Source organism: Candidatus Binatia bacterium, assembly GCA_036563615.1.
Classification (GTDB): Bacteria; Desulfobacterota; Binatia; order UBA12015; family UBA12015; genus DATCMB01.
This window is the reverse complement of sequence record DATCMB010000023.1, coordinates 149,314-164,043: the sequence shown is the minus strand read 5'-3', so window position 1 is coordinate 164,043 and position 14,730 is coordinate 149,314. Positions and strand designations below refer to the sequence as shown.

Genomic DNA, 14,730 nt, shown 5'->3' with positions numbered 1-14,730 from the left:
GTCGCCGGACCGCCGGGAAGCCCCACCCGAGAGGACCCGCACGATGTACATCGCCTACACGCCCGAGCAGGAGGCGCTGCGCGCCGAGCTGCGCGCCTACTTCGAAGAGCTGATGACGCCCGAGGTGCAGGCCGAGGTCGCGCGCGGCGACACCGGCGGACCGCACTGCCTCGAGGCGGTGCGCAAGATGGGGCGCGACGGCTGGCTCGGCATCGGCTGGCCGAAGGAATACGGCGGGCAAGGTCGCGGCCTCGTCGAGCAGTTCATCTTCTACGACGAGGCGTGGCGCGCGCTCGCACCGATCCCGGCGCTGACCATCAACGCGATCGCGCAGACCATCATGGAGTTCGGCAGCGAGGAGCAGAAGCGCTTCTTCCTGCCGCGCATCCTCGCCGGCGAGCTGCACTTCGCGGTGGGCTACACGGAGCCGCAGTCCGGCACCGACCTCGCGTCGCTCAAGACGCGCGCGGTGCGCGACGGCGACGACTGGGTGATCAACGGGCAGAAGATCTACACGAGCCTCGCCGGCTACGCGGACTACATCTGGCTCGCGGCGCGCACCGATCCGGACGCGCCCAAGCACACGGGCATCTCGATCTTCGCGGTGCCGACGAGCACGCCCGGCTTCTCGTACTCGATCATCCACACGCTCGTCTCGTCGGGCACGACCAACACGTACTACGACAACGTGCGCGTGCCGGGCTCGGCGCTGATCGGCGGCGTCAATCAAGGCTGGAAGCTGATCACCAACCAGCTCAACTACGAGCGCGTCGCGATCGCACCGCCCGGCATGGTCGAGAAGGTCTACGAGGACACCGTTCGCTGGGCCGCGGAGACGCGGCTTTCCGACGGACGCCGCGTGATCGACCAGGAGTGGGTGCGCATGAACCTCGCCCGCGTGCACGCGAAGCTCGAGTTTTTGCGCTTGATCAACTGGAAGGCGGTGACCTCGCCGTCGGTGAACCCGGCCGTCTCGAGCGCCACCAAGGTGTTCGGCACCGAGTTCTTCTGCGAGGCCTATCGCCTGCTGCTCGAGGTGTTCGGCGCCGCGGGCACGCTGCGCGGCCCCGACGCGCCGCTGCGCGGACGGCTCGAGCGCGCCTACCAGGGCACGCTGTTCCTGACCTTCGGCGGCGGCACCAACGAGGTGCAGCGCGACCTGATCGCGCTCTTCGGCCTCGGCATGCCGCGCGTGCCGCGCCACTGATCCGCCGCGAGAGAGGACGAAGCGATGGACCTCGAGCTCGACGAGAACCAGCGTGCGATCACGGACCTCGCGGGACAGATCCTGCGCGAGTCGCTGACCCGCGAGCGCCTGCGCGCGATCGAGGCGAGCGAGGACCGCATCGCGACCGACGAGTGGAAGAAGCTCGCCGAGGCGGGGCTGCTCGGCGTGCCGCTCGCGGAGGACGTCGGTGGCGGCGGCTTCGGCATCGTCGAGGCGTGCCTCGTGCTCGAGCAGGTCGGACGCACGGTGGCGCCGCTGCCCTATCTCGAGACGGTCGTCGGCGGCGCGATGACGGTCGACGCGTCGGGGAACGACGAGCAGCGCCGCCGCATCCTGCCGCGCGTCGTCGACGGCTCGCTGCTGCTCGCGCCGGCGCTCCTCGAAGAGGGTGACGAGCTCGTCGCGACGCTGCCGCGCACGACGGCGACGCGCGGCCCGGGCGCCTGGCGGCTCGACGGCAAGAAGCGTCTCGTCGCCGCGGCGCACGTCGCGGACCTGCTGCTCGTCCCGGCGCGCACCGCGGACGACACCTGCGCCGTCTTCCTCGTCGAGCCGCACGCGACCGGCGTCACGCTCACGCGTCGCGAGGCGACCACCTTCGACCTGCTGTGCGACGTCCGGCTCGAGAACGTTCGGGTCACGGACGCCGACGTGCTCGGCGGCACGCGCGACGGCATGGAGATCGTCAAGCACATGGTGCGGCGCTTGACGGCCGGCCTGTGCGCGCTGCAGGCGGGCGTCTGCGCGGAAGCCCTGCGCCTGACCGCCGCACACACCTCCGAGCGCGAGCAGTTCGGGCAGAAGATCGCGACCTTCCAGGCCGTCGCGCAGCGCGCGGCCGACGCCTACATCGACACCGAGGCGGTGACGCTCACCGCACGTCAAGCAGCGTGGCGCCTCGGTGCCGGGCTCGACGCGGACGACGCGCTCGACGCCGCGAAGTTCTGGGCCGCGGAGGGCGGCTTCCGCGTCGCGCACGCGGCGCAGCACCTGCACGGCGGCATCGGCGTCGACACCGAGTACCCGCTGCACCGCTACTTCCGCCGCACGCGGCAGATCGAGCTCACGCTGGGCGGCGCCGCGCAGCACCTGGTGCGGCTCGGCGACCGTATCGCGTCGCGCGCGCTGGGGTGATAGCGCGGGCGTCGGAGGACGCCCATGCTGCGGACGGCGCTCACCGAGCGGCTCGGCCTCGAGCACCCGCTGATCCAGGCGGGAATGGCGTCGGAGTGCGGCGCGCGGCTCGCCGCCGCGGTGTCGAACGCGGGCGCGCTCGGCTCGATCGGCTCGATCGGCGGCGCGCCCGACCGTCTCGCCGCGGAGATCGAGGCGTGCCGTGCCGCGACCGCGCGTCCGTTCGCGGTCAACGTCGTCACCTGGGACTGGGCGCCGTTCGCGCGCGACCTGCTCGAGGTCGCGCTCTCGTGCGGCACGCCGGTCATCACGCTGTCGTTCGGCGATCCGCTGCCTGCGCTCGAGCGCTGCCGCGAGGCGGGTGTCCGCGTGCTCGTGCAGGTACAGGACGTCCCCGGCGCGCGCGCCGCGCTCGCGGCGCGGCCCGACGCGCTGATCGTGCAGGGTGGCGAAGCGGGCGGTCACGCCGGACGGCGCGGCACGCTCGGCTTCGCGGCGCAGGTGCTCGACATCGCGCGCGACGCGGGGAGCGACGTGCCGATCGTGGTCGCGGGCGGCATCGCGACCGGGCGCGGGCTCGCTGCGGCGCTCGCCATGGGTGCTGCCGGCGCGGTGCTCGGCACGCGCTTCAAGGCGACGCCGGAGTTCGGCGTCGCGGCCGGCGCCGATGCGGAACCCGATTCGCTGCGCGCGCACAAGCAGGCGATCGTCGCGAGCGACGGCGACGACACCGTCAAGGACGAGATCGTCGACGACGCGTGCGCGCTCGCGTGGCCGCGCGGCGTCGTCGGGCGTGTGCTCGGGAACCGCTTCACCGACGAGTGGCGCGGACGGCGCGACGAGCTGCGCCGCGCGGTCGCCGACGCGGCGCGCCGGAGCGGCCATCCGTCCGCCTTCGTGGCGGCGCTCGGCGCGGATCCGGAGCGCGCGCTGAACTGGGCGGGCGAGTCGGCGGGTCAGGTGCGCGAGGTACTGCCCGCGGCCGAGATCGTGCGCTCGGTCGTGCGCGAGGCCGAGGAGCTGCTGCGCGGGACGAGCGCGCTGCTCGCCTGATCGCGACCGGGCCGCGCGCGGCGCCCCGCTTCGGCGTCGCGCCCACCCGCTGCACACGACGACCCACTCGTGATAGGCGGGCGACGTGACGTCGACGATCGATCTGCTCGACCTCGCGCAGTACGAGCGCGAAGGCCCGCCGTACGCGCTGTTCGCGAAGCTCCGCGAGGAAGCGCCGGTCTACCGCCATCCGGAGGCGGACGGACCGGGCTTCTGGGCGCTGACGCGCTACGAGGACGTGGTGCGCGTGTCGCGCGACTCGGAGACCTTCTCCTCGTTCCAGGGCGGCACGATGGTGCAGGACGCGCGGCCCGAGGAGCTCTTCCTGCTGCGGCAGATGATGCTCAACATGGATCCGCCGCAGCACACCAAGCTGCGCGCGCTGATCAACAAGGGCTTCACGCCGCGCCAGGTGGCGCAGCTGCGCGGACGCATCAGCGAGCTCGCGCGCGCGATCGTCGACCGCGTCGCCGAGCGCGGCGAGTGCGACTTCGTCAGCGACGTCGCGGGCGAGCTGCCGTCGTACGTCATCGCCGAGCTGATGGGCATCCCGCTCGAGGACGGACGTCAGCTTTATCGCTTGACGGAGCGCATGCACACGGCGGAGCCGACGCCCGAGGGCCTGGCCGACGCGCAGGCGGCGATCGCCGAGATGATGTCGTACGCCGACGGCATCCGCGCCGAGAAGCGCGCGCGTCCGGCGAACGACATCGCGAGCACGCTGCTCGCGGCCGAGGTCGACGGCGAGAAGCTCACCGACCTCGAGTTCGACATGTTCTTCCTGCTGCTGATCAACGCGGGCGGCGACACGACGCGCAATCTGGTCGCGGGCGGGATGCTCGAGCTGATCCGCCACCCCGACGAGCGTCGCAAGCTCACGGAGAATCCGTCGCTGCTGCCGACGGCGATCGAGGAGATGCTGCGCTACTGCTCGCCGGTCGTGCACTTCCGCCGCACGGCGACGCGCGACGTCGAGATCCGCGGCCAGACGATCGCGGCGGGCGACAAGGTGGTGATCTTCTACGCGTCGGCGAACCGCGACCCGTCGGTGTTCTCCGACCCCGACCGCTTCGACGTCACGCGCTCGCCGAACGAGCACGTCGCGTTCGGCGGCGGCGGCGTGCACTACTGCCTCGGCGCGAACCTCGCACGCGTCGAGATCCACGCGATGTTCGAGGAGGTGCTGCGTCGCCTGCCCGACCTCGAGCTCGCCGGTCCGGTGGAGCGGCTGCGCTCGGCCTTCATCAGCGGTCCGCGGCGGATGCCGGTGCGCTTCAGCGCGCGTCGGGCGTAGCGAGCATCTGCGGGACGTAGAAGGCGGGCTGCTCCTCGAGCGCGCGCACCGCCGCGTCGTAGCCGCCCGACCAGACGTTGACGTTGTAGGTCACGACGTAGCCGTCGGGCGGCGCGAGCTCGGGGTGCGTCTTCGGCGCATATGCGGCGTAGACGTGCTCGCACGCCGGCGGGATCTCCTCGAGCGTGGTCCCCGGCGGCAGCGGCGGGCACGGGCCGCGCGTCGTCGTGCTCCACGGCGCGGGGATCGCGTACACGACACCGCGGTCGGTCCACGGACCGAGCAGGTCGTCCGCGGTGTAGAGGCGGATGTCGTAGCTCAGCGCCGGGATCTGGAAGGTGTACCAGCCGAGCGCCGCGTCGTGCGCGATCGCCGCCTCCGACGTCCCGGGCAGTCCCGGTACGACGTGCAGCGCGCTCGCCGCAGGAAGGTCGGTGGACCAGAGCGGCGCGCCACCGTCCGCGGCGCGCACCAGGAACTCGGGCGCGGGACGCCAGCCGCGCTCCGCGAGGTCGTCGACCGCGACCCGCGCCACGACCGTCTCCGCCTTCTCGCCGACGTCGCGCGAGCCGAACAGGTAGACGTGGCGCCCGACGTGCACGAGCGCCGTCGTCCAGCTGACGAGCGGACCGCCGTCCGGGGCGGGCGCCACGAATCCCGGCAGCGGCTGCACGTCGTAAAGCCAAATATCCGGTGGGGCGTCGGGGTTGTAGACGCGGATCAGGTGGTTGCCGACCGGCAGCAGCCCGCTCTCGAACGTGTGGCGGTTCGCCGCGATCAGCAGCACCGTGCCGACGCGCACGCCGGCGAGCGGCCAGAGAAAGCCCTCCTCGGAGGTCGCGAAGATCGGCGCCGACGCGTCGCCCTCGCTCCGCCAGTACTTGACGATGGGATAGAAGCTGCCGTCCCTGCTGCGCACCATGGTGCCGACGGAGTTCGCGATCATGCCGGCGCCCGGTCCCGCGATCTCACGTCGGCACGCGCCGCCGCGCACCGCGCAGTCGCCGTGCAGGACGCCGAGCAGCGTGTCGCCGAAGATCCAGACGTAGCGGTCGTCGGCGAGGCGGATCGAGCTCGCGACGTCGCCGCCGAGCCAGCTCGGTCCGCTCGGCGCGGGGTACGGGTCGATGAGCGCCTGCAGCTCGGCGTCCGGAGAGAGCGGGAGGACGGCGTCGCGTGCGGCGGCGGTGGCGGAGGTTGGCGGCGCCGGCGGCGGCAGGGGTGTGGCGCGGCGCGCCGGCGTCAGCCCGCAGTGCGCGAGCAGCGGCAGGGCGATCAGCAGGAGCCCGAGCGAGAACGCGGCGCGCGGCCGCGCCGTCGCGCCGGTCGCGGCCTTCTCGCGCAGGCCGCCCGAGATCGGACAGGCAGCCGCGCTGCTCGACGACCCTCTCCGCTGCATCGACGCCCTCCTCTCCCCGCGCCGCGCGTCCGCGCCGGCAACGCCGTCCTTTTCTACGCGGGACGCGGCGCGCACGCCAAGACGCGCGCCGCTCGCGTCTTCGACGTCGCCCCGCCAAGCTGCTGCATGGACGCGTCCGAGTGATACGAAGAATTGCGATGGCGCACGCGTATCCCGCCGACCTCGCGCGGTTCGTTCGCGAAGTTTGGACCGACGGCACGGAGCTCGAGAGCGAGTACTGCGAGTTCACCCCGGAGCGCGAGGCGCTGCCCGAGCCCGAGGTGCTCGAGACGATCCTCTCGACCTGCTACCAGGCGAGCCTGCTGCGCGAGGAGGAGCGCACGGTTCGCTTCCGTCTGATCCTCGCGAGCCCGGACGCCTTCCCGCCGCCCGGCGGTCCGCCACATGGCCTGCACCGGCTGCTGTTCAGCGAGCCGCGCCCGTTCACGCAGCACGAGCTGCGGCGTCTCGCGCCGGGCGTCGACTTCTACCGCACGCTGATCGGCGCGCACATCTATCCGCGCACCGGGCTCGGCCTCTGGGGCATGATCAACACGGGGCCGCGCTGGGTGCAGGCGAGCTACGGCGGACGGCAGAGCTTCCAGCGTCTGCCTGCGAACCTGGTGGTGCGCGTCACCGCACCGGGTCGCATCTCGGTGTGCAAGGGCCTGCTGACGCTCGCGACGCTGATCGGCGGCCGCATCGTGCAGCGCTCGCCGGACGTCTTCGACTCGACCTGGCTGCGCGCGGCGTTCGCGGACGTGCGCGACGAGCTGATCGAGCTGCACCGAGCGGCGCGCGAGCGCGCCAGCACCGCGTGGGCCGAGCTCGATCCGGAAGTCGGGCGCGTCATCGGCCAGCACGTCGTGCGGCAGATCATCGCGCTCGTGCGCAACGGCCACCACGGCGGCACGATCATCTTCCTGCCGCCCGAGGGCGACGGCTCGATCGAGAAGCTCGACGGGCGCATCCTTCCCAAGTACCGCTTCGCGCCCGAGGAGCCGCGGCGACGCTTCCGGACGCTGATGGTCGCGCTGCTGAACGCGCTCGCGGCGAGCCACCCACCCGAACCCGGTCGCCGCGTCGGCTGGCAGGAGTACGCGTCGAGCCACGACGGCGGCATCGCGCAGCTCGACGAGGCGCTGTTCGAGCTCGCGCACCTGATCGCGAGCTGCGCCGCGATCGACGGCGCCGTCGTTTTGAACAAGCGCTTCGAGATGCTCGGCTTCGGCGCCGAGATCGGCGGCGACCTGCCGGCCGTGCGCTACGTCGCCCGCGCGCTCGACATGGAGGGCACGCAGAAGGTGCGCGAGTCGGTCGAGAGCGTCGGCACGCGGCACCGCTCGGCGTACCGGCTGTGCAACTTCGTGCACGATGCGGTGGCGATCGTGGTCTCGCAGGACGGCACCGTGCGCGTCGTCAAGTGGCACGACGGCGAGGTGACGTACTGGGACTACGTGTCGACGAGCGTCCTCGACCTTTGAAGGCGCACGGCCGATGATGAAGGCGCGGACGTCGATCCGCCCGACGCGGGCACGGACGTCGCACACGGAGGTCGGGATGAGGAACGCACGGCTTGGGGTGAAGGCTGCGCTCGTGGCGCTGGCGCTCGTGGCGACGTCGGCGACCGCGCGCGCCGAGGAGGGCTTCACCGACCCGTTCGCGTACTGTCGCGCGGTCGGCACCATCGACGCGCCCGACGCACGCTGGCGCGGGCCGGCGGTGCCGAAAGCCGTCGCGCGCGGTCTGCAGAGGGCGCTCGGCGTCGCGCCCTCGGAGCCGCTCGAGCCGTTCGAGCGCGGCACGTCGTGGCGCTGCATGGACGGCGCGGTCTACGCCTGCAACGTCGGCGCGAACCTGCCGTGCAGCGCCAAGCCGTCGACCGACCCGCAGCCGAACGAGGGCATGCGCACCTGGTGCAAGGAGAACCCGGGCTCGGACTTCATACCGATGTACATCACCGGGCACGACACCCTCTTCGACTGGTCGTGCGACGGCGAGTCGCCGAAGCGCGGCCGGCAGATCTCGCAGCTCGACGCGCGCGGCTTCGTCGCCAACATCTGGCACCGCCTGACGCCGTCGGAATGAGCGTCGCGCTGGCTGAACGCGCGGCCGCGGTGTAGCCTCGTCGTCGCGCGGCGTCCGAGCGCCGCGCGGTGCAGCACGGGTCGTGGGCAGGGCGGTGGGGAGCCGCAGCAGTAGAGAGGCTCGGGAGCGACGGTCGCACCTCTGGCGCAACGTCTGCACCGTCGTCTTGATCGTGCTGTGCGCGCTCGCGAGCGCGTGCTCCGCGCGCCGTCCGTCGCGTCCGCACGACGCGTGCGCGATCTTCGAGGAGATCCCCGACTGGTACGAAGCCGCGCGCGAATCGTACGAGACCTGGGGCGTGCCGGTGCCGATCCAGCTCGCGGTGATCCACCAGGAGTCGCGCTTCGTGCACGACGTGCGTCCGCCGCGCAAGAAGATCCTCTGGGTGATCCCCGGACCGCGTCCGTCGAGCGCGTACGGCTACGGACAGGTGCTCGACTCGACCTGGAAGGAGTACCAGGACGAGCGCGGCGGCTGGTTCGCCGACCGCGACGACTTCGAGGACGTCGTCGACTTCATCGGCTGGTACGGCGCGCGCGGCGCGCGTCGCTATGGGATCCCGCGCGACGATCCGTACGCGTTCTACCTCTCGTACCACGAGGGCCACATGGGCTACGTGCGCGGGACGTACCGCAACAAGCCCGAGGTCAAGCGCCGCGCGGCGGAGGTCGCGCGCCGCGCGCGTCAGTACGCGCGGCAGCTCAGCGCGTGCGACGTCGATTGAGCGCGCGCTCGGGCCGCGTCGAGCGCGCTCACGTCGCAGCGAGTGCCCTCACGCTGCGGCGCGTGCGCTCGCGTCGCAGCCCGCCCGCTCACGCCCGCGGCGACGCGAACGTCGTCGGATCCATCCGGTAGAACTCGCGCAGCTCCTCGAACAGCGCGGGGTGCTTCCTGCGCAGCGTCTCGGGACGCTCGAAGAACTCCTCGGTGACGACCGCGAAGAACTCCGCGGGGTTGGTCGCGCCGTACGGGTCGATGTCGGTCGGCGCGCCGGTCGCCACCGCGCGACGCAGCGCCGCGAACTCCGCGCCGAGGATCCGTGCCCACGCGACGTAGTTGCTGCGTCGCTCGAGGATCGGCGTGCCGTTCGACGTGCCGTCCTCCTGGTCGAGCTGGTGCGCGAACTCGTGCAGCACGACGTTGTGGCCGTCGTTTGCGTCGCTCGCGCCGCGGCGCACCGCGTCCCAGGCGAGGACGACGATGTCCTCGACCCACGACTCGCCGAGCCGTCCCGATTCGCTCTCGAGCACGACGCCGCCCGGCAGACGCTCGCGCGTCTTCGCGACGTACGGGTGCGGGTAGACCAGGATCGTCACGAGACGCGGGTAGTAGTGCGGCTCGCGGTGCAGCAGCAGAAGGCACGCCTGCGCGGCGATGGTGACGCGAATCTCGTCGTCGATGACGAGGCCGCCGCAGCCCTCGAACTTCTTCTCGTCGAGAAAGACCTGCACGTGGCCGAGGAGCTCCTTCTGGTCCTCCTCCGGCAGGCGATTGAACAACGGGAAGTTGCGCTCGATGATCGCGCGCCACTCGGGCGGAAACGGCGCCTCGCGCAGCCGTCGCCGGCGTCGCTCACGTAGACCGAACATGGTGTCTCCCGCGCATGCGGGCGACATCATCAGCAAGCGAGAGGCGCTTCGGCAAGCGTCCGCGCGGTCGTGGCGTTCTGTAGAAACGACGAAGCCCACCGACCCGTTCGGGTGGTGGGCTTCAGCGTTCGCCGTTGCCGCGCGCGGCGTCGAGCGTTCGTCGAACGCCTTCGCGGGCGTCAGGACTGCGGTGCCTCGGCGCTCAGCACGAGCGCGTTGAACAGCATCACCCAGTTCTGGCGCTCGGCGTAGCCCTTGATCTCCTCGTACGTGCAGCGGAACGGCAGATCGGGATTCTCCCAGACCTCGATCTGCTGCCCCGAGATGTACACGCGGCGCGAGCCGATCTGCGTGTTCATGACCTTCTCTCCGTACCCCCGCGTCACGCGGCGACCGGGACGCGCGGCAGCGACTTGACGTTGAAGCGAGCGCCGCGAGGACGACCGACGAGGCGAACCTTGCCGCTGTTGACGAGATGAACGACGGTCGCGATGACTTCCGCCTCGGAGGTCGCGTACTCGGCGACAACGGTGACCAGATCCTGCATCGTGACTCGGGGTACCATGAGCCTCCTCCTTTGGCTGGCCGCGTAGAGCAAGCACGATGCCACCGAGCCGAGTCATCGCCCCGTCGCGCTCAAGCGGCGGTTTTCGCTGCCGAACCTCGCAACTTCCGGAAGCAGGGCCCGCGTCCGGGCAGGTCACGATGTGCACGCTCGTCGACAGGATGCATGACAGGTCCTCCGACATGGGCGGTCGCCCATTTCGTACGCAGGGCTCGCTCGACGGTCGGCGCTCGATCGCGCACACTGCGCTCGTGCTCGAAGACGCAGCGTTCGTTTCAACGATGGGGACGCGCGAGCGCGCGGCCGTCCGCGCGGCGGCGAACGACCCGACGGTCAACGTTCCGACCTGCGATTCAAGGATCCGTCAGGCGCGCGCGCTCGCTCGCCGCGGCGTGTCGTGCGGTGGAGCGTCATGAGCGTTCCTTCGGGCGCGAGCGCGCCAGCGGCGACCAGCTCGCCGTCGCTCACGCGGCTCGCCGAGCGTCTCGCGACGGTGGTCGGGCGCGACGGCATCGTCGACCGCCCGGAGGCGCTGCTCGTCTACGAGTGCGACGGCTACACGCTCGAGCGCTCGACGCCGGCGCTCGTCGTCCTGCCGCGTACGCCCGAGCAGGTCGCCGAGGTCGTGCGCGTGCTCGCGGCCGAGCGCGTGCCGTTCGTGCCGCGCGGCGCCGGCACCGGTCTCTCGGGCGGCACGCTGCCGGTCGCCGCGCCGGTGATGGTCTGCACGAGCCGGCTCCAGGCGATCGAGTCGATCGACGTGCGCAACCGGCGCGTCGTCGCGCAGGCGGGCGTGGTCAACGCGTGGATCACGCGCCGCGTGCAGGACGCGGGGCTGCTCTACGCCCCCGATCCGTCGTCGCAGCCGGCGTGCACGATCGGCGGCAACGTCGCCGAGAACTCGGGCGGTCCGCACACGCTCAAGTATGGCGTGACGACGAACCACGTGCTCGGCGTCGAGCTCGTGCTGCCGAGCGGCGAGGTCGTGCGCCTCGGCGGCGCCGTCGAGGATCTCCCGGGCTACGACCTGGTGGGGCTCGTCGTCGGCTCGGAGGGGACGTTCGGCATCGTCACCCGGGCGACCTTGCGCTTGACGCGCGCGCCGGAAGCGTACCGAACCTTCCTCGCCGTCTTCGACTCGGTCGACGCCGCGAGCGAGGCCGTCTCGGGCATCATCGCGGCGGGCATCGTCCCGGCGGCGCTCGAGATGATGGACGGGCTCATCCTGCGCGCCGTCGAGGACGCGTTCCACGCCGGCCTCCCGGTCGACGCGGGCGCGGTGCTGCTCATCGAGCTCGACGGCATGGCGGCCGGCCTCGACCCGCTCGAAGAGCGCGTGCGCGCGGTGTGCACGGCGTGCGGCGCGCGCGAGCTGCGCGTCGCGCGTGACGACGCCGAGCGTGCGCTGCTCTGGAAGTGCCGCAAGCGCGCGTTCGGCGCGGTCGGGCGGCTCGCGCCGAGCTACTGCACGCAGGACGGTGTCGTACCGCGCACGCGCGTGCCCGACATCCTGCGCTCGATCGCAGCGACCGCCGAGCGCCACCGTCTGCGGATCGGCAACGTGTTCCACGCCGGCGACGGCAACATCCACCCGATCATCCTGTTCGACGAGCGCGATCCCGACGAGGTCGCGCGCGTGCTCGCCGCCGGCCGCGAGATCCTCGAGGCCTGCGTCGCGCTCGGCGGCAGCGTGACCGGCGAGCACGGCATCGGCGTCGAGAAGATCGCGCAGATGCCGCTGCTGTTCTCGCCGGAGGACCTGCTCGCGATGACGCGCGTGCGCGCGGTATTCGATCCCGAAGGCCGCGCGAACCCGCACAAGATCTTCCCGGACGCGAAGGTGTGCGTCGAGACGCGCACGCCGCGCCGGCGGGCGGCGCTGTGAGCACGACGCGCGACGACGCGGGCGCGCCTCCGCTCGTCGGGAGCGGATCGCAGCAGCGCGCCGGAACGCCCGCCGACGCCGTCGACGGCGTCGTGCCCGCGCGCGTCCTGCGCCCGGTGAGCCTCGGCGCCGCGCGCGACGCCGTGCGGAACGCGGCGAACGCCGGCGAGGCGTTGCTCGCGAGCGGACGCGGCCGGCATCTCGCGATCGGCGGCGTTCCCGAGCGCCTCGACGTGCTGCTGCAGCTCGACCTGCTGAACCGCATCCGCGAGCACGCCGCCGCCGACATGACGGTCACCGTCGAGGCCGGCTGCACGCTCGCCACGCTCGCCGCGACGCTCGCCGAGGCCGGCCAGTGGCTGCCGCTCGACCCGCCCGCGCCCGAGGAGACGACCGTCGGCGGGCTCATCGCGGCGAACCTCTCCGGTCCGCTGCGCGCCTCGCAGGGCACGGTGCGCGACCTGCTGCTCGGCCTGCGCTGGATCGCTCCGGACGGCGCGCTGGTCGCGGGCGGCGGACGCGTGGTGAAGAACGTCGCCGGCTACGACCTGCCGAAGGCGCACGTCGGCGCGCTGGGGACGCTCGGCGTGATCGTCGAGGCGACCTTCAAGCTGCGTCCGCGTCCGGAGCGCGAGGGTGCGGTGCTGCTCGCGTGCGCCGACGCGGCGTCCGCCGTGAACGCGGCGCTCGCGGTGCGCGACGCGGTCGAGCCGGGCTGGCTCGAGATCGCGTCGGGGACGGTCGCCGGCGTCGACGCGCCGTTCGCCGTCGCCTGCGGCTTTCTCGGCGTCGCGGCGGAGGTCGAGGACGCGCGCGCCCGTGCGCGCGCCGCGGCGGACGGGGCCAAGGCGGAGGTCGCGGGCGCGCTCGACGACGAGCCGGCACGCGAGCTCCGCGCGCGCCTCGGCGGCTTCGCGCTCGCGCCGGCGGCCGCCGTGCTGCGCGCCTCCACCCTGCCCAACCGGCTCGCCGACGTGCTCGATGCGCAGGCACCCTGCGTCGCGCACGCGGCAAACGGCGTCGCGCGTCTCGTCGCGCAGAACAGAGAGAACGCGATCGAGCTCGTGCGCCGTCTGCGCGTGCCCATCGAACGTGCAGGCGGTGCGCTCGTCGTCGAGCGCGCGACGCCCGACGTCAAGCATGCGCTGCGCGAGCTCGGCGGCGTGTGGGGCGACCCAGGCGACGGTTGCGAGCTGATGCGGCGCCTCAAGGCCGCCTTCGACCCGGGACGCGCGCTAGCGCCCGGGCGCTTCGTCGCGGATCTCTGAAGGCGTATCTACAAAAGTTTGCAAAGCAGCTTTACTGCGAGCTTTCCCCCCGCCTGGAGTTGGTTCTCCTTCCTCGCCCAATGCACCAGCGGACAGTGAATCTCTCCGACGAGCTGCCCCGTCTCATCGACCTCGCCTACGATTGCGCCACGGACGCCGCGCGCTGGCCCGCGCTCCTCGAGCGGCTCACGATCGCGACCAACAGCCGCGGCGCCACGCTGATGGTGCACGACCTCGCTCTCGGACGAGCTCGGCGGCCTGTGGCAGCAGGGCTTCGATCCGGACCTCATCCGAGAGTACGCGGAGTGGGCGCCGCGCAACGTGTACTTCCTCGAGGTGTGCCATCGCACCGGGATGGTGGTGCGCGGCGAGGACCTCGTCCCCGACGAGCTCGTCGTGAAGACGGCGTACTTCAACGAGTACCTGCGGAAGGTCGACACGCTGCACCACCTGGGAGCCTGCCTCGCTCGTGAGCAGTCCGTGCTCGCGCTGCTCACCGCGCAGCGCTCCCTGCGGCAGCCGTCGCACTTCGACCTCGAGGAGCGGCTCGTCGAGGCGCTCGTCCCGCACCTGCAGAAGGTCGTCGCGCTCCAGCGCCGGCTCGCGGGCATCGAGCTCGAGCGGGCGGCGGCGGCCGAGGCGCTCGACCGCCTGACGTTCGGCGTCTGCCTGCTCGCGCGCGACGGACGCGCTCTGCTGGTCAACCGCGCCGCGCGCGCGATCTTCGACCAGGCCGACGGCCTCGTGCTCGGCGCGACCGGGATCGGCGCCGAGGCCCCGGCGGCGCGCAGCCGGCTCGCGGGCATGATCGCACGCGCGTGCCGAGCGCAGGCCAAGGCCAGCGACACCGTCCTTCCCGTCCGGCGGCGCTCCGGGCGTCGTCCGTACGCGGTCCTCGTGTCGCCGCTCCGCATCCGCAGCTCGGAGCTGGCGATCGATCCGCCGCGCGCCATCGCGATCCTGATCGATCCCGAGCAGAAGCTCGCGGGCGCCGAGGAGCTGCTCGCGCAGCTCTACGGCTTGACGCCCGCCGAGGCGAGCATCGCGCGTCTGCTCGCCGACGGCCACTCGGTCTCCGAGATCTGCGACCAGCTGCAGGGGACCGCCAACACGACGCGCACGTACATCAAGCGCCTGTTCTCGAAGACCGGCACGCGCTCGCAGGCCGGGCTCGTGCGGCTCGTGCTGCAGCTCACCGGGCAGCTTCGTCGCGACCGCGACGCCTAG

At 72.3% G+C, this 14,730-nt stretch carries 14 protein-coding genes; 10 read left to right on the top strand and 4 right to left on the bottom strand.

Going from position 1 to position 14,730, the window contains the following annotated elements; all coding sequences use genetic code 11:
* Positions 1–43 precede the first annotated feature (43 nt).
* From VIS07_21950 to VIS07_21935, 4 genes are all read left to right on the top strand, one after another.
* The gene (locus VIS07_21950; GenBank protein ID HEY8518183.1) at positions 44–1,207 is read left to right on the top strand and encodes an acyl-CoA dehydrogenase family protein; all 1,164 of its coding nucleotides are present in this window, start codon (positions 44–46) and stop codon (positions 1,205–1,207) included.
* A 24-nt stretch (positions 1,208–1,231) separates the two neighbouring features.
* A complete protein-coding gene (locus tag VIS07_21945; GenBank protein HEY8518182.1) occupies positions 1,232–2,362 on the top strand; it encodes an acyl-CoA dehydrogenase family protein in 1,131 nt (376 codons plus the stop codon).
* A 24-nt stretch (positions 2,363–2,386) separates the two neighbouring features.
* The gene (locus VIS07_21940; GenBank protein ID HEY8518181.1) at positions 2,387–3,415 is read left to right on the top strand and encodes a nitronate monooxygenase; all 1,029 of its coding nucleotides are present in this window, start codon (positions 2,387–2,389) and stop codon (positions 3,413–3,415) included.
* Between the two features lie 97 nt (positions 3,416–3,512).
* Complete coding sequence (locus VIS07_21935; protein ID HEY8518180.1) at positions 3,513–4,709, top strand: cytochrome P450; 1,197 nt, start codon at positions 3,513–3,515, stop codon at positions 4,707–4,709.
* Here VIS07_21935 and VIS07_21930 read toward each other — a convergent pair.
* Positions 4,690–6,108, bottom strand: coding sequence for a hypothetical protein (locus VIS07_21930; GenBank protein ID HEY8518179.1), 1,419 nt, complete (start codon positions 6,106–6,108; stop codon positions 4,690–4,692). The genes VIS07_21935 and VIS07_21930 overlap by 20 nt on opposite strands.
* A gap of 158 nt (positions 6,109–6,266) precedes the next feature.
* Here VIS07_21930 and VIS07_21925 point away from each other — a divergent pair, with 158 nt between their 5' ends.
* From VIS07_21925 to VIS07_21915, 3 genes are all read left to right on the top strand, one after another.
* Positions 6,267–7,592 (top strand): hypothetical protein, encoded by a 1,326-nt coding sequence (locus VIS07_21925; GenBank protein ID HEY8518178.1) that lies wholly within the window; start codon positions 6,267–6,269, stop codon positions 7,590–7,592.
* A 97-nt stretch (positions 7,593–7,689) separates the two neighbouring features.
* On the top strand, positions 7,690–8,196 hold the full coding sequence (locus VIS07_21920; GenBank protein ID HEY8518177.1) for a hypothetical protein: 507 nt from the start codon (positions 7,690–7,692) through the stop codon (positions 8,194–8,196).
* Positions 8,197–8,368: 172 nt separating this feature from the next.
* Positions 8,369–8,920: a hypothetical protein gene (locus tag VIS07_21915; protein HEY8518176.1), complete on the top strand. Its 552-nt coding sequence runs from the start codon at positions 8,369–8,371 to the stop codon at positions 8,918–8,920.
* Positions 8,921–9,008: 88 nt separating this feature from the next.
* Here the strand turns inward: VIS07_21915 and VIS07_21910 are convergent, their stop codons facing one another.
* The 3 genes from VIS07_21910 to VIS07_21900 all read right to left on the bottom strand — a co-directional run bounded on the left by VIS07_21910 (position 9,009) and on the right by VIS07_21900 (position 10,350).
* Positions 9,009–9,785, bottom strand: coding sequence for a M90 family metallopeptidase (locus VIS07_21910; GenBank protein ID HEY8518175.1), 777 nt, complete (start codon positions 9,783–9,785; stop codon positions 9,009–9,011).
* Between the two features lie 179 nt (positions 9,786–9,964).
* Positions 9,965–10,144: a hypothetical protein gene (locus VIS07_21905; GenBank protein HEY8518174.1), complete on the bottom strand. Its 180-nt coding sequence runs from the start codon at positions 10,142–10,144 to the stop codon at positions 9,965–9,967.
* A gap of 23 nt (positions 10,145–10,167) precedes the next feature.
* Complete coding sequence (locus tag VIS07_21900; protein ID HEY8518173.1) at positions 10,168–10,350, bottom strand: hypothetical protein; 183 nt, start codon at positions 10,348–10,350, stop codon at positions 10,168–10,170.
* A gap of 412 nt (positions 10,351–10,762) precedes the next feature.
* Between VIS07_21900 and VIS07_21895 the strand changes: the two genes are divergently transcribed.
* The 3 genes from VIS07_21895 to VIS07_21885 all read left to right on the top strand — a co-directional run bounded on the left by VIS07_21895 (position 10,763) and on the right by VIS07_21885 (position 14,730).
* Positions 10,763–12,235 carry an FAD-linked oxidase C-terminal domain-containing protein gene (locus tag VIS07_21895; GenBank protein HEY8518172.1) on the top strand — a complete coding sequence of 491 codons (1,473 nt, stop codon included), beginning with the start codon at positions 10,763–10,765 and terminating at the stop codon, positions 12,233–12,235.
* The gene (locus VIS07_21890) at positions 12,232–13,503 is read left to right on the top strand and encodes an FAD-binding oxidoreductase (GenBank protein ID HEY8518171.1); all 1,272 of its coding nucleotides are present in this window, start codon (positions 12,232–12,234) and stop codon (positions 13,501–13,503) included. The genes VIS07_21895 and VIS07_21890 overlap by 4 nt, the downstream gene beginning before the upstream one ends.
* 321 nt (positions 13,504–13,824) lie before the next feature.
* Positions 13,825–14,730, top strand: a complete 906-nt coding sequence (locus tag VIS07_21885; GenBank protein HEY8518170.1) for a helix-turn-helix transcriptional regulator — start codon at positions 13,825–13,827, stop codon at positions 14,728–14,730.